The organism is Paenibacillus sp. JNUCC-31, from assembly GCF_014844075.1.
Lineage (GTDB): Bacteria > Bacillota > Bacilli > Paenibacillales > Paenibacillaceae > Paenibacillus.
In genome coordinates this window covers 1326225-1349060 of record NZ_CP062165.1, presented here as the reverse complement: position 1 = coordinate 1349060, position 22836 = coordinate 1326225, and the positions used below count along the sequence as shown (strand labels likewise).

Sequence of the window (22836 nt, the reverse complement as noted above, 5' to 3'; positions counted from 1 at the left end):
ATATGCGAAGCGAATTTATAATCCGAACTGATAACCCAATAATCAGCAATCACTTAGTGCTAGGTAAGAAAACATTTCCTGGAGTGGCTTATATCGATATAGTATATCAATGTTTTGCGGAAAAAGGTTTCTCATATGAAGAACTTGAACTGCGGCATTTAGTCATATATGAGCCCATGACATTCCAACAAGATCCTGGAAAGATACTGCTTAAATTCACATCCGAGGATACCGACGAAGGCGTTTGGACAATTAGAGTTGAAGGCTTGCAACAGCACGGCGATGGATGGAGCGATAACAAGCAACTGTTGATGACAGCGGAAATACATCGAAGTACTGTAATTACGTATGAGACAAATCTAAATAAGGACGATATTATTCGTTCAGCCCAGTCTGTTCTTGACTTGGAGCAAGTCTATCAAACATGCCGTACTCATCAACTTGTTCATACGGGCTATATGAAGACAGATGGACGAATTTTTGATATAAGCAATGCAATCGTGATGGAAATATCCATAGATAGGGAAGCGCGAAAAGATGCAGATCAGTTCTTGTTTCACCCCGCACTTATCGATTCTAGTGCGGTAGGCTCCGGTGCTTGGTTTCATAGAATCGCAGGAGGGAATTCGGACGCGGACCATTTGTATCTGCCTCTTTATTTTGAATCGTTCAGAGCGGTTCAACCATTACGTAGCAATTGTTTAACAAGAGTTAAAGCGGATACTGTTGATCGCAAGGAAGAACTGTTATCCATGGACCTTGAATTTTTTAACGAGGCAGGGGAGAAAATCGGTGAATTAATCAAATTCACAAACAAACGTCTAAGACAAGCAGAGGATACTAGTTCGGGCAAGTGGGGTGAACATTTCATTTCTGGACAAGAATCTGAGTTTAGGATGTCTGAAATGGGCGTAACAGATGCTCCTCAAACGGGATATAACGATAACTTAGAATCCCAATACACTCTTATCCATAAAACCATTATCACATTTTTAAGGCAGTTACTGGCAGGGTTACTCCATCGAACAGAAGAGCATGTACGCATAAATACGGGTTACTATGAGATGGGGCTTGATTCAAAGAATTTATTGGAGGCCGTTAGACTCATCAGTGAGCGTATAGGAACTACGCTGTCTCCAACGCTCCTGTTTGAATACACCACGATTAAGCAAGTAGCAGATCATTTGAGTGACATGTATCCTCAAGCTTTCGAAAGAGGTGTAGGGCTTGGGAAGAACATATCTAAAACTGAAGATGAAACATTATCAGGTGGAAGTGGACTAGGAGCTTTGTCTAAAAACCTCCTAGATTTGAATGACCATCGTACATCAATTCATGAAGATATTGCAGTGATCGGTATGGCTGGGAGGTATCCAGGATCTACTAACTTAGAGGAGTTTTGGTCCAACTTAACCGAAGGTAAGGATTTAATCCGAGAAATTCCAAAGGACCGGTGGAACTGGGAGGATTTTGAGTCATTCCGCTCACCATCCGGTAAAGCTTTATCAAAATGGGGAGGGTTCATTGACGATCCTGATTGTTTTGATGCTTCGTTCTTTCGAGTTACTCCGCGAGATGCAGAGACTCTTGATCCGCAGGAACGTCTATTTTTAGAAACCTGCTGGGAGGCAGTGGAAGATGCAGGATATACTCCCGATACACTGGTCAATCCAGTGGGCAAAACGAAACGACGGTCTGTCGGTGTATTTGCCGGTGTTATGCATAAAGATTATACACTTGTTGGAGCATCTGCGGGAAAACAGTTTCCTATTGCTTTAAATAACGCGCCAATCGCAAACCGCGTCTCGTATTTCTGCAATTTTCATGGACCGAGCATGACCATTGATACGGTATGCTCCTCGTCGCTAACGGCCGTGCATTTGGCTTTAAATAGTTTAGCGCTTGGCGAATGCGAGGTTGCCTTAGCAGGTGGCGTCAATCTGTCGCTGCATCCGGGAAAATATTTATCTTATGGTTTAGCAGATATGCATGCCAGTGATGGTCGTTGCCGGACCTTCGGGAAGGGCGGCGATGGCTATGTGTCTGGAGAAGGCGTAGGGACGGTCGTGCTCAAGTCGTTGCGAAAAGCAGAGGAGGATGGCGACCATATATACGCAGTGATTAAAGGCAGTGTTATTAATCATGTAGGAGCAGTAAGTGGAATAACAGTGCCAAGTCCAGTCGCACAAGGAGAAATGATTGAGACCTGTTTAGAGAAAACTGGCATCGATCCTCGGACCATCAGCTATATCGAAGCACATGGAACAGGTACCTCGCTGGGGGACCCCATCGAAATACAAGGACTGGAAAAGGCATTCCGTCGTTACACAGAAGATGTTCAATATTGTTCCATTGGTTCGGTGAAGTCAAACATTGGACATGCGGAGTCTGCTGCAGGGATTGGGGGGCTGCATAAGGTTATTTTACAGCTGCATCATCGAACGCTGGTTCCATCACTGCACTCGTCTGATCCCAATCCGCATATTGATTTTGCTCGTTCTCCGTTCTATGTACAGCAGAAGACCGAAGCATGGAGACGGCCGATCCTAAAGGAGCGGGGGGAGGAAAAAGAATACCCACGCAGAGCAGGAATCAGTTCATTTGGTGCAACCGGTGCGAATGCTCATTTGATTCTGGAGGAATACATATCGGCGAAACAAGGAAAAGATGAGCGGAAAATTGGAAGTGAGGGAGAGCAGCCCATTCTCGTTCCACTCTCGGCTAAGAATAAAGAAAGACTAAGTGCCTATGCCGCCAAATTACTAGATTATCTACGCGGTGGGAAGCGAAATGGTCTAGTGAGCGAAATGGAAGCTCACTCAATTAAACCTTCGCTGGAAGAGCTGGCCTTTACCCTACAAGTTGGACGTGTAGCGATGGAGGAACGCGTAGCGATCATCGTTAGGAACCATAGTGAGCTCATGAATAAGCTAACTTGGATTGCTAGCGGGGAAGAAAATTATGGTCAGGATGGCATTTGGCAAGGCAGGGTCTATGAGAATGGCGAATTGATCTCATCGGGTTCAACTTCTCAGCATATTCGAGAAATGACTGGCGAAGAATTAGCAAGAATTGCACGCTTATGGGCCCAAGGAGCAGAGTTGGAGTGGTTATCCTTCTATCAAGGCAATCATCCTGTGCGAACAAGCTTGCCGACATATCCATTCGCTAAGGAGCGCTACTGGGTACCCGATGGAGTTTCCGTTGAATCGGAAAGTGGGATTGAAATTCCGAATTATCCTACCAATGCTTATATTCACCCATTGCTGCAACATAACACTTCCCAATTTGGTGAGATTCGCTATACGTCGGTTTTTACTGGTGAGGAGTTTTTCCTTGCGAATCATTTGATACATGGGCAGCGTGTACTTCCAGGTGTAGTCTATCTTGAAATGGTTAGGGTTGCAGTCAAGCAGGAGACCGCTGTTCCTGATAATCATATTATTCAATTCAAACATGTGCATTGGGCAAATAAAGCTGTTGCTGAAGAGGGTAATAATCTTGAACTGCATGTCGGTCTATTGCTGAACGATGACGATATTACGTTTGAAGTATACCAAGGAACTCCTGCACTTGAAGGGGATCGTATGGTTTATTGTAGTGGAAGTGTTATGGTGATTTCCGCTAAACCTTCGCCCCTCGTTGATATTCAATCTCTTCATAATGTATGCAGTCATTCATCTTTAGAGGCTCAGTATATTTACAACCTTTATCAAAGGGTTGGCATAGTCATTGGACCTGGTTATAGGGGAATTGAATCAGTACAAATTGGAAATCGTCAAGCATTAGCTACACTTTCTCTAGTTGGAGGTATACAGGAGAACGAAAACTTCTTCCTCCATCCTACGTTGCTTGATGCTGCTCTTCAGGCATCAATCGGTTTATCTGTTGGTGATGGACAGCCCCTAGCAACAGAGGTGCCTTTTGCTTTTGAATCCCTCGAGATATATAGCTCTTGTCGACAAGTTAACAATGCATGGATCCGATGGAGCGAAGGTCAAGTGGTAGAAACCTTGCGAAAGCTCGATATTGATTGGATAGGGAATGATGGTTCTGTGTGCGTCAGCCTTCGGGGACTGACTACGAGAGCTTTAGAGCAGGTTGACCATTCCGAAATCAGTCAAGTACGTTCTATGAGCAGGCTCTCTTCAATACCAATGGATCAAACAGGACTGCTTATGCTAGTTCCTGATTGGAAAGAACAGCAAGTACAAGAGTTGAAGGAAGAAGAATTTAGGTTACCTGAAGAGACAATTCATCTCGTACTGCTATATGAAATGGATGAGTTGTCTACCGAAATCTTCTCTACTCGACTAAGAGGTGCACACTGTTTGCAGGTTAATCCTCCAGGGTATCATTTGGATGAACGCTTTCAGTTCTATTCGAAGCATCTGATTACTAATATTCAAGAAATGTTATCGGATCGAACCGATCGACAGTTAATGATACAAGTGGTGATAGGGATTGATGCCGAGAATTCTGTGATGGCTGGACTACACGGCATACTAAAGACAGCAAAGTTGGAAAATCCACGGTTTAATGGTCAGATTATCGAAATGGAGAAAGGTGAATCTGTATCCAGTATCATAGAAAGATTGGCTGCAGATCGTTTTTATAGAGAAGCTCATATTCGCTACAAAGAGGGTAATCGTTTCGTTACCAAATTAAAAGAGATTCACTGGGAGCAATCAGTCGTTGGTATGCTTCCATGGAAAGATGGTGGGGTCTATCTGTTGACTGGCGGAGCCGGTGGTTTGGGAAAGATTTTCGCTGCTGAGATTGCCCGAACTGTTAAGAATGCCACTTTGATTATTGTTGGACGATCCCTACTTGATCTTGATAAGCAAGCCCAACTTATGGAATTGGAAATTATGGGTGTGCACTGCGAATATAGACAAGCTGATGTAACGGATAAATTAGTGGTAGAAGAGATAATGCACGCCATTGAATTAGAGTTTGGAAGACTCGATGGTATTATTCATTCCGCCGGATTAATCAAGGACAATTATTTGATAAATAAGAGTGTGGACGAGCTGCAGACCGTGATGGCTCCAAAGGTATCCGGCTTGATTCACTTGGATGAGGCAAGTAAACAATTCCAATTGGACTTTTTTATCTTATTTTCATCTGGCGCTAGCGCTTTTGGAAATCCTGGTCAGGCAGACTATGCTGCTGCAAATGCATTTATGGATATTTACGCTGAGTACCGGAATGATTTGGTAGCGATAGGACAAAGAGCAGGTAGGACATTGTCTATCGGTTGGCCGCTCTGGAAAGAAGGAGGAATGCACATTGATGCGACTACGGAGAAAGCGATAAGCCGGAGAACAGGCATGATTCCGCTTGATACGGAAGCTGGGGTTCAGGCCTTCTATCAAGCATATAGCCTAAAAAACAGTCGAGTTGTGGTTCTATCTGGTTATACGGAGCAGATACGCAATAGCTTACAAGCACAGGAGGGCATGATGAAAAACGAATCAGCACGATCTGGTCCTGAAGAGCGTGTATTGCAGGTAGACGAGAGAGAATTACTTGAAAACAAAGCAATCCATGAATTTAGGAAGTTGATCGCTTCCGTCGTGAAACTGCCTGCAAATCGAATTGAACCGGATATCACCTTTGAGAAATATGGATTGGATTCGATTGCGTACATGCAAATTACGGGGGAGTTGGAACAACGATTTGGAACGCTTCCCAAAACGCTGTTTTTCGAATACCCAAGTCTTCGAGCGATAACAGGTTACTTCGTCAAATCATATCGCAAAGAGCTGCTTAGGATGCTTGGGCTTAACGGATGGAACACAGGTAGCATACAGGGCGAATCAGGTGGAAGAAGTGTAGAGATCAAAAAGACTATGGGTTCTGACTCTGAGTCCTCGGCTGGTGATCATGTGAAGTCAACTTTGCATACAGATCAGCCCTCGTTTACAAACAATAATATGGATATAGCAATAATTGGACTGGATGGCCGCTATCCGGGTGCGAGAACGTTGGACGAATTTTGGACCCGCTTGTCTAACGGAGACGACTGCATTACAGAAATTCCTCAAGATCGATGGGATCATCATCTGATTTTTGATGAAAACAGAACAACGCCCGGAAAAACTTATGGCAAGTGGGGAGGCTTTATTGAAGGAATTAGTGAGTTTGACTCACAGTTTTTTCATATCTCACCCCGAGAAGCGGAGATGATGGACCCGCAAGAGAGATTATTTCTCCAAAGCGTGTATTCAGCCATGGAAGATGCGGGTTATACGAGGGACTCTATTGGTGATCATACAAAGGGACTTGGCGGAAACGTCGGTGTTTATGTCGGTGTTATGTATGATGAGTATCAATTGTACGGGGCGCAGGAACAAGCTAGAGGTAACGCTCTAACGTTGTCTGGAAATCCGGCAACTATTGCCAACCGGGTATCCTATTTTTGTGATTTTCATGGACCAAGTATGACGTTAGGGACAATGTGCTCATCATCACTCACAGCAATTCATCTTGCGGTCCAAAGTCTAAGAAACGGGGAATGCGAGTATGCCGTTGCTGGCGGTGTTAATGTTTCCATCCATCCCAACAAATATATTATGTTGGGGCAAGGGCAATTTATCTCTAGCAAAGGGCGCTGTGAAAGCTTCGGTAGGGGTGGTGACGGCTACGTACCAGGTGAGGGAGTAGGAGCCGTTTTATTAAAGCCGTTAGGCAAAGCAGTTGCAGATGGCGATCATATTTATGGGGTAATCAAAGCAACAGCAATTAATCACGGAGGAAAAGTAGCGGGATATACTGTTCCAAATCCGAATGCACAATCAGCTGTAATTGAAAAGGCGCTAAAAGAAGGCGGAATTGATCCTCGGATGATAGGGTATATCGAGGCACATGGGACAGGTACTTCACTTGGTGATCCTATCGAGATTGCGGGACTGACGAACTGTTTCCGTTCCAGTACACAAGATAAACAGTTCTGTGCAATCGGCTCGGTAAAATCGAATATCGGGCATTGTGAAAGTGCTGCTGGTATAGCAGGCATAACGAAAATATTGCTGCAGTTCAAGCATGGCAAGTTGGTTCCTTCCTTACATTCCACGGCGCTTAATCCGAATATTGACTTTTCCGAAACGCCGTTTATCGTACAACAGGAAAGTAGTGATTGGAAACGGCCTACGGTAGGGAAAGGGGCAGGAAATGAGCTTCCAAGAACGGCTGGAGTTTCCTCGTTTGGGGCAGGCGGTGCGAATGCACACATCATATTACAGGAGTACATGCCTTCGTCTGACGAACGCGAAAACCGCCTTCCAGATTCCCGACGCCCGGCCTTGATTGTCCTATCAGCTAAAGATGAAGACAGGCTACATGAGATGGTGCAAAGACTTATTAGCGATATTGAACACCGACCTATCACGGATCTGCAACTCTTGGATATGGCATACACGCTACAAATTGGACGCGAAGCCATGGAACAACGCTTAGCGTTAACTGCTGCCTCGGTGGACGAGTTAAAAAGAAAGCTGACCGACTATCTAAAAGGACAGCCGGATATTACTGAGCTTTACACAAACAAAATTAGACCAAATTTCGATGCATTATCAGTCTTGGCTGATGAAGATATGGTTCATACTGTACAAGCTTGGTTGCATAAAGGAAAGTATACCAACCTGCTTCAGCTTTGGGTGAAGGGACTCGTCATTGACTGGACCATACTATATGGAGACTGGCAGCCTCGCCGGATTAGTCTTTCGACCTATCCGTTTGCAAAAGAGCGTCATTGGGTTCAGATAACTACAGGAGTCTCCTCGGTACCTGAGGTTCCCAAGCATGTGTTACATCCGTTGGTGCATCGTAATACATCTGATTTGATGGAGCAGCGGTATAGTTCGACTTTTACTGGACAGGAGTTCTTTCTCCATGATCATCGTATAAAAGGGAGAGCTGTATTGCCTGGTGCCGCCTATTTGGAACTGGCGAGAGCAGCGGTGCATTTAGCTCAAGGTACGAGGGAGTATGATCTACTCCACTGGAAAATAGCTGATGTAACGTGGACCAGACCGTTCGTAGTTGATCAAAGTGAAGAGGATCTACACATCAGTGTAACTCCTCATGATAATGGAGATATTGGCTTTGTGGTATATAGTAGTCCTGAAGAAACCTCTGATGATCCTGTTATTCATAGTCAGGGGAAGTTTGTGCTGGACAATGGCGATAATTATCTTATCGAGGCGCCGAAGCGAGACATCGACCGTATCCGTTTAGAAAACAATCAACGTTTTGATGCAAAAACGTGTTATCAGATTTTTACGGAAACTGGCCTACAATACGGTCCAAGTCATCAAGCAATTAATTATCTATACGTCAGTGAAACGACGGTTCTGGCAGAACTTGCTTTGCCATCTTCAGCAGAAGAGTTGAGATCATTCATTATGCACCCAGCTCTGATTGATGCGGCATGGCAAGCGACAATCGGATTTAACCTAGCAGCCGGGGGAGTAACTCACAATAATAAGGCGCTAGCAATGCCGTTTGCGTTGGATGAGCTTGTGATATGGGAGGACTGCTCTGAGCACATGTTGGCGATTGTCCAGTACAGCCCGAGAAGTGGGGCGACTTCTTCAGTCGCAAAGTTTGATATTGACTTGTGTGGACCGGATGGCACTGTCTGCATCCAAATGAAGGGTCTTACATGTAGGATCCTGGAGGAATCAGTTTCGGTTAGTCCCAATGAAACTTTAAAAGGGGAGACAGCTACGGATACTTCGTTATTATTAAGACCAATCTGGGGAGCAGTAACACCGGAAACAGGAGAAACATTGCCAGTTGAACCTGAACGGACAATGTTAGTTATAGGACCAACGTATAAGTCGGAGCTCTGGCACCGGCAAATTCAAGGAATTGTCCCATTTGAAATAAAACCTTCTGAGAGTTCGGATATCATAAGTCACAGGTTGTCGAAAATCGAAGAGATTAAACATTTCGTGTGGGTTGCTTATAGTGGCGACGAGTCAGTTGAGCTTCCATACCGTGAGGATATGCAAGGCTCAGAGGTGGTAATTCTAGCGTTCCGATTTATTCAGGCGTTGCTTCGTTCGGGCTATGGTAGCCAGGAGATAGGACTTACTATTATAACCTCTCAAGCACAAATGATATTTGAAAGTGAACTTATAGATCCTAATCAGGCCAGTCTCCATGGTTTCATTGGATCTCTCGCTAAAGAATATCCGAATTGGAAAGTTCGTTTAGTTGATACGGATCAGGAAGAATTTCCACCATTAAGCGAGGTATTAGCTCTTCCTCCTGATAAAGATGGCCTACCTTGGTGCTATCGCCATTCAGAATGGTACCGTCGAGAACTTGTCCCAGTCGAGTTACCCAAACCAATTAAATCTGCGTATCGATCAGGTGGGGTGTACGTAGTCATTGGCGGTGCCGGCGGTATCGGCGAAGTGTGGAGCGAATATATGATACGCCGCTATCAAGCTGTAATCATCTGGATTGGCCGTAGAGAAAAGGATGCTATTATTCAAGCGAAAATTGATCGCTTATCAACTTTAGGTCATGCTCCAACTTACATTCAGGCTAATGCTGCCAACCGCATTGAGATGCATCAAGCATATAATTGGATCAAACAGCGTCATGAGCAAATTCATGGCGTTATTCATGCCGCTATCGTGTTGGCAGATCAAATGATTGCGAATATGGATGAGTCGAACTTCATCTCGGTGTTTAATACCAAGGCCAAGGTGAGTCTGCAGATTGAACAGACATTTCAAAATGAAATGTTGGATTTTGTTTTATTCTTCTCTTCCATTAATGCCTTTGCGGGAACACCAGGCCAAAGTAATTATGTAGCTGGTTGTGCGTTCAAGGATGCTTTTGCTCGAGGATTATCTAGTCGTTGGTTATGTCCGGTTAAAGTCATCAATTGGGGTTATTGGGGACACCACGGCGCTGTTGCTGATGAATTGTATAGGGAGCGAATGAGCCGAATGGGTATTGGTTCGATTGAGTCAGTGGAGGCAATGGACTTACTAGAGAAGGTACTTGAAGCTCCCATTGATCAGATCGCATACATGAAAGTAACGTCTGATTACTCACCTTTAGGTATAAAACCCAATGAGCGTATAGTCGTCTATCCTCATACAGAAGCTCTCTTCAATTCTCATGAAGAGGAAAGAGTATTGGACAATTCGGTAATGAGACGTGAGGCAATGATTGCCGTTAATCATAATCATGTCGTTCAGATGAATGAGCTTATGGGCCAATTGCTTTGGTGTCAAATGCAATCAATGATTATGTTCGAGAAATCTTTAGTGCAAATAGATTCAATGGAATTACGAGCTGGCACACAACAGCAGTATAACCGATGGATCAAAGAGAGCCTTCATGTGCTGGAGAGACTTGGATATTTACGTCGTTCAGACGAGATGGATAACCAGTGGCTTGTCACGGGAAAAGCACCGTCAAACGCAGCCGCTGTTTGGGAAAAGTGGGATTCACAAAAATCGATCTGGATGAATGATCCAACGATTCGGGCACAGGTCGAATTAGCCGAAACTATGCTGCGAGCGCTGCCTGAAATTTTGATCGGAAGCCGTAAAGCTACAGATCTGATGTTTCCTAACTCATCTATGAAGCTAATTGAAGGAATTTATAAAAATAATCCTGTGGCGGATTATTTCAACGATTTCCTTGCCCGTACTGCTGTTGACTATATTCAGAAGCGGATCCAAAATGATCCAAATGCGAGAATCCGTATTTTGGAAGTCGGCGCTGGGACGGGTGGAACAAGCGCAACCATGTTTGAAATGCTAAAGCCTTACCAGAGTTACGTACAAGAGTATTGTTATACGGATATTTCACAGGCTTTTCTCATGCATGGGGAGCGCGAGTACGCTAGTCGATTGCCTTATGTAAATTGTAGGATTTTGGATGTGGAATTTTCTATTGGTGGGCAAGGGGTAGATGTAGGATCATATGACATGGTTATTGCCACAAATGTGTTGCATGCCACTAGACATATTCGTTCTGCTCTACGCAATGTCAAGGCTGCCTTACGTCCAAATGGTTTGCTTGTTCTCAATGAGATTGCCGGAAACCGATTATTTACTCACCTTACTTTTGGATTGTTGGAGGGATGGTGGTTATATGAGGATCCTGGGCTACGCATCGATGGAAGTCCTGCTCTTTCATCCAAGTCCTGGAAGGTGGCTTTGGAAGGAGAAAATTATCACAGCATTCGTTTTCCAGCGGTTGAATACGAAGAAATGGGGCAACAGATCGTTGTTGCTAAGAGCGACGGTGTCGTACGGCTAACCGATTCTATTCCTTCAGTTATTGAGACTCCATTGAATAAGCGTGTGGCTGCAAAGAATTCTGTAGAACCTATCAGCGGGGAAGGGAGGCAAGAGATGCTTCGCGAGAAGACACGAGCCTACCTGAAGCAGCTAGTGGGCGAGACATTGAAACTTTCAACAGAACGTATCGATACATCCGAGAGGATGGAGAAGTACGGGATTGATTCTATATTGATTGTACGACTAACTGATAAGCTCCGTACTGTAATGTCCGATGTAAGCAGTACACTGTTTTTCGAATATCAAACAATTGATGCATTGGCCGAGCATTTGATTCATGATCGTCCTCAAGAAATGGCAGTATTAGTCGGAGCTGCACCCAAAGTGAAAGTAGAAAGAACTGAAAGAAATAACAACAAAAACCTTTCAGTTATGAATGGACCAGCTAAACATGTTAATCAACCCACCAGTAGATTTAAGAGTAAGACTTCTACTGAGCAACAGAATGTGGTAAGGACACAATCGACTAATCGAGATGTTGCTATTATCGGTCTTTCTGGCCAATATCCGATGGCAGGGAACGCTCATCAGTTCTGGACAAATCTGTTGGAAGGTGAAAACTGTATTTCGGAGATTCCACCAGAACGCTGGGATTGGAAACGTTACTTCAGTGACGAGAAGGGAACAAGCGGATCCATGTATACGAAATGGGGCGGCTTCATTCGAGATATTGATTGTTTCGATCCTAAATTTTTCCATATATCTCCGAGAGAAGCGATGCAGATGGATCCCCAGGAGCGTCTGTTCCTCCAAAATGCTTACGCAAGTATTGAGGATGCAGGTTACACGCCAGATAAACTTAGTGAAACTGGCAAGGTTGGCGTATTTGTCGGTGTGATGAACGGAAATTATCCGACTGGGGCAAGTTACTGGTCCATCGCAAATCGCGTATCTTACACTTTAAACTTTAATGGGCCAAGCATGGCGGTTGACACAGCATGTTCATCGTCTTTGACAGCTATAATCCTTGGCATGGATAGTTTGTTTAATGGAATGAGCGATGTAGTTATATGTGGAGGGGTAAACCTTATTGTTGATCCTGTCCATTATATAAAGCTGTCTGCAGCTAAAATGCTCTCTCCAACTGATCGGTGTAAGGCGTTTGGCGAACAAGCTGACGGTTTTGTGGACGGAGAATGTGTCGGTGCCGTTATTTTGAAGCCGTTGAACAAGGCTATTGAAGATGGCGACCACATTTATGGTGTAATTAAAGGCGGTTCGATTAACTCTGGTGGGAAAACGAACGGCTATACCGTACCCAACCCGAATGCACAACATCAAGCAATCACCGACGCCCTTAAAAGATCAGGGATTCAACCTGAAATGGTTAGCTATGTGGAGGCACATGGCACAGGCACTGCCTTGGGTGACCCTATTGAGATCGCAGGACTTTCGAAAGCTTTTGGAGATGGGACAGGCAAAAAGCAATATTGTGCCATTGGATCGGTCAAGTCCAATATAGGTCACTGCGAAAGTGCCTCGGGAATTGCAGGGCTCACAAAAGTGATTATGCAAATGAAGTTCGAAACATTGGTTCCTTCGATTCATGCAGAAAAGTCTAATCCAGATATTAACTTCCGAAACAGTCCGTTTAAGCTGCAAACTGAGCGTGCGCCATGGCGCCGACCAGTTTTAGAACAAGGAGGAGCGTATAAGGAAGTTCCTCTGATTGCAGGCATTTCTTCGTTTGGGGCGGGTGGTGCAAACACCCATCTTATTATTGAGGAATATCGACCGAATTCGACGAATAGCACTGCGGGGTCACAGGTAAGGTCAGTCACAATTGTGCTTTCAGCCAAGAACGTTGACAGGTTAAAGGAACGCTCTCGTCAGCTGGTGGCGCAAATCCAGGAGAAAAATATTACAGACGACAATCTTTTGGATGCAGCATACACCTTGCAAATAGGACGGGAAGCCATGGAGGAGCGCCTTGCGTTCGTTGTTGATTCCGTAAGTGATCTTGAGATTAGGCTAAAAGAGTTCATTGAAGGCAATCAATCGGCTGGTATGCATTTCGGACAAGTTAAATCTAAGAATCAATCATTAACGCCTAATGTTGCCGAATCTGCTTGGCCGAATCGCGAATATGATCAGTGTGAAAAGCTGGCATCCATGTGGGTTAAAGGATATCAAGTTGATTGGTCTCTGCTGTATAACACAACTAAACCCAGCAGGATAAGTCTGCCGAGCTACCCGTTCGCTAACGAAAGGTATTGGGTAAATGCTAAACGCGAAGCAGAGGAGACCAGCTTCTCTAAGGATTCAGTCGACAAGGTATCTCCATTAGCTACAACTATTCTAGAGGTAACGCCAACCCAAACGGATTCTAATTACATCCAGTTGAGCGGTTTGCAGGATATAGTACATGTTTCACCAACGCAGAAGCCAGTAAGGATTGAGTTATCTGCGCTTCCTCAGTCTGAGGGAATATCCATTGAAATCAAAGAAGAAAGCAAACCTGAACCCTTGTTAACGCCCATTTTGGAACGAAAACATGTCCTGCCTGTCCATCAAACAGCAGAGCAGCTTATTGCCGAGCTTGCCCAAACACTGGCGGATGCTCTTTTCATGTCACTTCATGAGATTGATTACGACCGCAGCTTTATCGAAATGGGAATGGACTCTATCATTGGTGTGGAATGGATTCAAGCTATTAATAAGCGATATGGACTCTCAATTTCGGCGACAAGAGTCTATGATTATCCGACCCTGCGTGAGTTTTCTATATATTTAGCAGGAGAGTTGCCAAATAGGGCACAAGATCCAGGCGATGTTATTGAGAACGTTCCGAATATTACAACTAATAAGCAGGAATCGGTAACAGCGATGTCCATGACATCCGGTTCACTAATGGAAGAGTTGAAAGACTTACTAGCGGAGACGTTGTTTATGAATCGAGCTGACGTTGAGCTAGAGAAGAGCTTTATCGAAATGGGAATGGATTCGATTACGGGCGTGGAATGGGTTCAACTCATCAATAAACGGTATGGGACGAATGTCACTGCAACTAAAATATACGATTACCCAACTATTACGGAGTTTTCGAACTATCTTATGACTGAATTGAGTAAAAGTAACGATCATTCTGGAACAATGTCGAGTTCCAACAACAATTCGGAGTCGTCTCATAATCCGCTAACATTGGAAATGGTACTTGAGAAAGTTCGCCAAAAAGCCATTCCAATCGACCAGGCAGAGCAATTGTTGAGCTCCTTACTTTCCAAGTAAATAAAAGAGAGGGATTGCCATGAATATTCAGCACGTTCTACGCGCTTTGGAGGCAGGAGAGATAAGTCCGGAAGATGCAAAAATGAAACTCGCTAGTTTGACGGCATCTAATGAGAAATCACCGGTACTTCCTGAAACCAGCGAGGAGAAACCTGACAGTGAAGATGCAATTGCCATCATTGGAATGTCAGGCAAATATCCGGACGCTCCCGATTTGGTCCAGTATTGGGACAACCTTGTTCAAGGCAAAAATTCTATCCGAGTGATTCCTCCTTCTCGCTGGCAGGTCGAAGACTACTATGATCCACGTCTTTCCCAGCGAGGAAAGGTGTACTGCAAATGGATCGGTATGCTTGATGATATCGATTGTTTTGACCCGTTGTTTTTTAATATTTCGCCTGCCGAAGCGGAAGATATGGACCCCCAACAGCGATTGTTCCTGCAAGAGGCGTATCATGCATTTGAAGACGCGGGTTATTCTCGTGAACAGCTGAGTGGATCTAAATGCGGAGTGTACCTCGGAATAATGAGTAATGAGTACGGTCTTATGCTATATCAGAACCAGGTCGGTGCAAATAGTACAACTGGAAATAGTTTTGCTATAGCTGCTGCTAGACTTCCTTATTATCTCAATTTGAAGGGGCCAGCGGTTCCAGTGGATACCGCTTGCTCATCCTCTTTGGTTGCCGCGCATATTGCTTGTCAGGCATTGAAAAGTGGCGAAATTGATATGGCCCTTGTCGGTGGCGTCACTCTATATTTGACACCGGAATCTTATATTAGTATGTGTGGTGCGGGCATGTTGTCACCGGATGGGCAGTGCAAGACATTCGACAATACTGCAAACGGATTCGTTCCTGGAGAAGGTGCAGGTGCACTGGTGTTGAAGAGATTAAAAGATGCTGAGGCGGATAAGGATCATATTTATGGTGTTATTATTGGGTCAGGGCTCAACCAAGATGGCAAAACAAACGGTATCACAGCGCCGAGTGCGAATAGCCAAATGGAACTGGAACGAGAAATATACGAGAAATATAGTATTGATCCAGAGACTATCGGTTACGTCGAAATGCATGGAACTGGGACGAAATTAGGGGATCCAATTGAGCTGGAGGCATTGTCAACCGTATATGGAGAGAAAACCGATAAAAGGAACTACTGTGCAATTGGTTCGGTTAAAAGCAATATAGGCCACACTTCTGCTGCTGCCGGAATTGCTAGTATCCAAAAGGTTTTACTTAGTATGAAACACCGGAAACTGGTTCCGACATTGAACTTCGAGAAACACAATGAGCATTTTGATTTTAAGCAATCACCGTTCTATGTCAATACAGAGGTGAAGGAATGGGAGAGTAAAAACGAGGCCCCGCTTCGCGCGGGGGTGAGCTCGTTTGGATTCAGTGGCACAAATGCTCATTTTGTTATTGAACAATATATGAATAAAGGTGCTGAAACCCATATTAATTCTGATGACAATGATCCGGTTTTAGTCGTTCTTTCAGCCAAAAGCGAAAATCAACTTCAACAGTACGTAAAGCACGTTATGGAGTGGTTAAAGAATGACAGGTATACAAGTCTACGAGACGTGGCATTTACTTTACAGACCGGTCGAGAGCCGATGGATTACCGTTTGGCAGTGAAGGCTGAATCAAAGACCAACCTTCTTCAAAAGTTTGATGCATATGTTAATGGTCATGATACTGCGGATATTTTCAGTGGAAATACAAAACAAAGCCGGAATGAAGTTGTTATCTACGAGAGTGATGCGCAGGCAATCAAAGTACTTGAGGTGTGGCTTCTCAATAAACAACTAGATCGTGTTGCCGACATTTGGGTGAAAGGAGCCAATGTAAACTGGAACCTACTTTACAGTGAAGACCAACCTTATCGAGTTAGTCTACCTACGTATCCTTTTCTTAAGAATAGATATTGGTTAACGAAGTTAGAATCGTTGGAAGAATTTGGAGAAGACAAAGAGGAAATATCATTACAGAATTTTACCGGGCGACTTCATCCATTGCTCCACTTAAACACATCCGATTTATTTGAACAACGTTACAGTTCGACATTCAGTGGTAACGAATTCTTCCTTTCTCATCATGTAATTGGGGGAGAGCGAATGTTGCCAGGCGCTGCTTACTTAGAAATGGCACTGAAGGCAGCTGGTTTCGCTGGGCGATTGCCTGAAAAGGGTCCGATGTCGATTCGCTTACGAAACGTTATATGGGAGCGTCCGTTTATCGTCCAGAATCATTCTGTAGAAGTCCATACTCGAGTGAATGACAGTCAAGCCGACGGAATGACAATTGAAATTTACAGTGAAGCCGTTGATCCAAATGAGATGCCTGTCATGTATTGCCGTGCGTGGGCTTCCATTGAGCCCATTCGTACACATTCACCTCTTGATCTTGAAGCGACGTTAATTCGTTGCGGGGTTAGCGTGCTGGATGCGGAGCAATGCTATGAATTGTTCGAGAACATGGATATTAAGTATGGACCGGCCCACAAAGGAATTAAAAGACTTCATGCTTGCGAGGATGAAGTGTTGGCCGAGTTAATACTTCCTGATTCCATATCGGAGACTGCAGAGGAATACACCTTGCACCCGAGTGTTGTGGATTCTGCATTGCAGGCATCTATTGGTTTTATTCTGTCATCTGGCCAGATGATTGGTAGCGATAGAGCCATTCGTATTATGCCTTACGGATTAGAGGAGCTTGAGTTTATTCGTCCATGTAGAGACACCAATATGTGGTCGAGGATCTCTTATAGCGACAACAATGATTCTACGAGCACTAAAACGACAATGGATATTCACATTTATAACACCGTGGGTGAAATCTGTGTGCGTATAAAAGGTTTTTCGGTTCGAATTGTGGAAGTGGCGGACTCTATAAAAAACGACCTGGTTTTGCTTCAACCCGTGTGGCAAGAAGCGACGGGGCTTCTTCCTGTACAATCAGACGACGATGAGCATGTTGTCCTTCTATGCGGAATGGAGGAAGCAACCTTTAAAAACAGCATGAAGATGCCACTAGAAAGGACTCGTTATGTCGTATTAGAGTCAGCATCCATCTTAATTGATGAGAAGTTTACAGCGTATGCTCTACAGGCTTTCGAAGAAATTAAGACAATCATCAGTAGTAAACCTGTAGGTAGAGTGCTCATACAAATTGTAGTTCCACCCCAGAATGACGGGGCACCGTTAGTTGGATTGCTCGGCTTGTTAAGATCAGTAGAGATGGAAAATAGCCGGATACGAGGGCAACTCATTCAGCTGGATACCATTGATGAGACGGTAATCAAAGATAAATTATCCGAAAACAGAAGCCTACCCCATTCACGCCACATTCGATATCAAAATGGTAAACGAATGACTGAGTCTTGGGCGGAGGTAGACCAAGGTTCGCTAGAGCCGTGCATTCCTTGGAAGGCAAAAGGCGTATATCTCATTACTGGTGGATTGGGCGGATTGGGCCGTATCTTTGCTAAAGAGATTGCGCGTACAGCACAGGGTGCGGTATTGATTCTTACTGGTAGATCCAGCAAGACGGATACCGATGATCTATGGCTACGTGAGCTTGAATTGTTTAATATTCAAGTAGAGTACAGGCAGCTGGATGTAACGGATGCACCCGTGGTCGATGATTTGATTCATTATATTTGTGAGCGCTATGGATCTCTTGATGGCATTATTCACAGCGCAGGGATGAAGCGAGATAACTATATCATCCATAAGTCGAGCGGAGAGTTTATGGATGTAATTGCACCAAAGGTGTCGGGGGTGGCTAATCTCGATCGAGCTAGTAAGGACCTGCGGCTTGACTTTTTCATATTGTTCTCTTCTCTAGCCGGGAGTTTGGGTAATCAGGGACAAAGCGATTACGCCTCGGCGAACGGTTTTATGGATGCGTTTTCAGGATATCGAAACCAGTTGGTTACATCCGGCCTTCGACACGGATACACACTGGCCATTAATTGGCCTCTTTGGCAGGATGGCGGTATGCAAGTTGATGCTGAAACAGAGAAGATGATGCTACGGAGCGCGGGTATCGTCCCCATGCATACTTTGACTGGTATTCAGGCTTTGTATATTGCGTACGCTACGGGTCTTGGGCAGGTTATGGTCATGGAGGGCCGTTTATCCCAGATTAGGGAACGGATGCTTCAAGCTGTGCACACTGAAGTTCAAGTGCCAGGCGTGTTGTCTGAATACCAGACAGACGATGCTCAATTCCGAAATGTAATCGGGTTTATTGAGAAAGCGGTCTGCAGCATTTTAAAAGTGAAGCGTGAAGAAATCGATGAACATGCCCTGTTGACGGAATATGGTTTCGATTCTATCACATTTACGAGATTGACTAATGAGCTGAACGAACATTACAAGATCGAGCTGACGCCTGCAATTTTCTTTGAGTACCCAACCATGAGTGGTTTGGCTGGTTATATGTGCAATGAATATGCTGCTGCAATTGATGAAAAGACTCCAAATAGGGAGATTACAAGGAATTCTTCTGTCGATCATAATTCAGCTGCTGCTTCTAAAAAGCAGCAGCCAGTGAAGTTCCAGCGACGAGGACATGCTAATGATAATTTCTCCACTAATAGCACGCTTAAACAGAAGGATAAAACCGAAAAAGAGCCAATCGCCATTATAGGTCTGAGCGGCATATTTCCGATGGCAGATGATGTGGATGCATTTTGGGGGAATCTTGTCGGAGGCAAGGACTGTATTTCAGAAATCCCACCAAGTCGCTGGGATTGGCAGGCGTACTACGGAAATCCTATGACGGAAGGTAACAAAACAAAGGCAAAGTGGGGCGGATTTATCAATGGGATTGATGAATTCGATCCGCTCTTTTTTGGCATTTCGCCGAAAGAAGCAGAGCTTATGGACCCACAACAGCGGCTTTTAATGACCTATGTCTGGAAAGCGATCGAGGATGCGGGCTACTCAGCTCAAAGCTTGTCTGGCAGCAATACCGGTATTTTTGTGGGTACGATGAACAGCGGCTATAGCAGTTTGATTAAGGAAGCGAAGGCTGCTATAGAAGGATATTCTGCAACAGGACTGGCAACTTCCGTGGGTCCGAACCGAATGAGTTACTTTCTGAACGTTCACGGACCGAGCGAACCGATAGAAACGGCCTGCTCCAGTTCTCTAGTTGCCATCCACCGTGCGGTAAGGGCTATTCAGAGTGGTGACTGTGAAATGGCCATTGCCGGAGGCGTAAATACAATCGTATCGCCAGAGCTACAGATCAGCTTCAGCAAAGCGGGAATGTTATGTGAGGACGGGCGATGCAAGACATTCTCAAGCGAAGCGAATGGGTATGTGAGAGGCGAAGGGGTTGGCATGCTCTTGCTGAAGAAGCTGAGCGAAGCCGAGGCTTCCGGGGATCACATCTATGGCGTGATTCGCGGAACCGCGGAAAATCACGGGGGCCGGGCTGCGTCACTCACTGCACCTAATCCGAAAGCCCAAGCAGATCTCTTGCTTTCAGCCTATCGGCAAGCGGGAATCGATCCAGGAACAGTGACATATATCGAAACACATGGTACGGGGACCTCACTGGGGGATCCGATTGAAATCAACGGGTTAAAGTCGGCTTTCAAGACGCTGTACCAAGATACGGGAGAAGTAAACCAACCGGAAAGAAGATGTGGACTCGGCTCTGTAAAGAGCAATATTGGACATTTGGAGCTGGCGGCAGGTGTGGCAGGCGTGATAAAAGTGCTGTTACAAATGAAGCATAGAAAGCTCGTGAAAAGTTTACATTGTGAGACGATCAACCCTTATATCCAACTGAAAGACAGTCCGTTCTATATTGTACAGGAAGAAGAGGAGTGGAAAGCACTTGAAGATGAGGAAGGAAACGCAATTCCACGGCGTGCAGGTGTAAGCTCATTTGGGTTTGGCGGGGCAAATGCGCATGTGGTGATTGAAGAGTATGTAGCACAAACGTCTAACCCGGTAAAAGCGGTGAGAGGAGAACAGCCGGTAATCGTTATCTTATCGGCCAAAAACGCAGAGCGTCTGAACGAACAAGCCCGCTTGTTGCTCGAAGCGATCCAGCGTGGAGCCATTGGTGAGTCGGAACTGGAGCGAGTAGCATATACCCTGCAAGTCGGGAGAGAAGCGATGGACGAGCGCCTGGGCTTCACAGCAGCTTCGTTGGAAGAACTGAAGGACAAATTGCATGCCTATGTGGAAGGGAAGGACGAGCATACCGACCTATACACAGGGCAGGCAAGGAAAAATAAAGAAGCAATGGCGCTGATCGGAGGGGACGAAGATTGGCAAACGGTAGCACAGGCATGGATGGAAAAAGGGAAATATGACAAACTGCTAGCCTTCTGGAGCAAAGGGCTTTCCGTCGATTGGAACGGCTTGTATGCAGGGAATAAACCGAGTCGAATGAGCCTGCCAACATATCCATTCGCCAAGGATCGGTACTGGGTGATTAAAAATGAAGCTAGCCTTGGTCAGTTATCGGGAGACAGACAGGTAAGTGAAGTGGATTCTTCTTCAGAAGAGTTTTCCAGGGAAGTTACTACTGAAGCGCTGAGGCTCATTCCAATATGGGATGAAATCCTTTTACCCATAGCTAGGCGAACAGAGTCGACGATAGAAGAAGGAAGAATTATCGTCATCAACGGTACGATGGATAGTAAATACCAGATAATGAGTTATTTTCCGCAAGCAGAACTGATTGATGTCGATGGAAACGATTCAACGGCAATGATTAAGAAGAAACTTCAACATGGTGGCGATATTAAACGTATTGTATGGCTTTCGTCCACAACATCTACAGGCACCATTATGGACGGGACGTTGTTAGATGATCAGGAAGACATATTGTTTTCAGGTTTCCGAATCATTAAAGCAGTTTTGGAGCTTGGCTATGAAACCAAGGCACTGCGCTGGGATGTATTTACCGTTCAGGCTCATACGGTTCGCAGAAGCGAATGGACGAACCCTGTTGATGCTGGGATCTATGGATTAATGGGGACATTGGCGAGAGAATATCCTTCCTGGAGTATGAACATTGTGGATATGGAGGAGGGAGCGGAATGGCCACTTTCCGATGCACTAGATTTACCTCCTGATCGTTACGGTCAAGCATGGGTTTACCGAGACCAAAGATGGCAACGTCGCAAACTTGCGATGATTAAAGATACGAGTCAGACGAATCTAGAAGCGCAGCGAATGAATGGTGTGTATGTCGTTATCGGTGGCGCAGGTGGTATTGGCGAAGTTTGGACAGAACATATGGTTCGGAATTATAAAGCTCAAGTGGTGTGGATTGGCCGAAGAGCTTGTGATGAAGTAATTCAATCCAAATTGGATGCGCTTGCTGTACTCGGACCAGCCCCATTATATCTCGTCGCTGATGCATCCGATCTTGTTGCGTTAAAACAGGCCTATATCGAAATTAAGAATCGTTTTGGAGCCATTCATGGGGTTGTTCACGCAGCCGTTGACTTATTTGACCAAAGCATACAAGCGATGGATGAGAATCGATTTAGAAATGGATTGAAAGCGAAAACCGACGTAAGTATAAGGCTGGCACAGGTTTTCCGTCATGAAATACTTGATTTCGTTCTGTTCTTTTCCTCCATGAATTCTTTTGTCAAGACGCCGGGTCAGAGCAACTATGTGACGGGTTGTCTATTCAAAGATAGTGTTGCTCACCGTTTGTCTCTGGAATGGTCATGCAAAGTAAAAGTAATGAACTGGGGTTACTGGGGCGATGTTGGTGCAGGAGCTTCAGCCTTGCATAGGGAGCTTATGAACCGGGCAGGAATTGCTTCTATTGAATCGGCTGAGGCTATGGAAGCCCTGGAATCGTTGTTGCATGGTCCCTTGGATCAAATGGTGTTCGTGAAAACTTCCGACCGCACATCTATTAGAGGGATTGTTGGTGAGGAGGTTATCGAGATATATCCTGAGACACTTCCAGCTGATATCGATATTGGGCATGTCTTTGAAGACTTGCCGGATAATACCTTTTCTATTGCTTTGCAGAAACACATGAATAGTGAAACGGAATCCACTCCTATGTTGAAAAATTTGCAAGCCTTCATGCTCAAACATGCATCGGTGCTGTTACAAGTTGGACTTGAGGAAATACATGTCGATGTTGATTTGTATGAGTATGGTTTCGATCCGATCCTATTGACTGAGCTAGTGACTCTGGTAAACCGTACGTATGGAATTGAGATGACTCCGCTCGCTCTGATCGAGAATCCCACAATTCTCAGTTTT

Annotated in this window: 1 protein-coding gene and 1 pseudogene; both read left to right on the top strand. The window is 44.9% G+C overall.

Features of this window, described 5'->3' with window-relative positions; genetic code table 11:
• Positions 1–2 precede the first annotated feature (2 nt).
• Positions 3–14567, top strand: a complete 14565-nt coding sequence (locus tag JNUCC31_RS05790; protein WP_192269358.1) for an SDR family NAD(P)-dependent oxidoreductase — start codon at positions 3–5, stop codon at positions 14565–14567.
• Between the two features lie 160 nt (positions 14568–14727).
• Positions 14728–22836 (top strand): annotated as a pseudogene (locus JNUCC31_RS05785) (SDR family NAD(P)-dependent oxidoreductase); the annotation flags it as partial.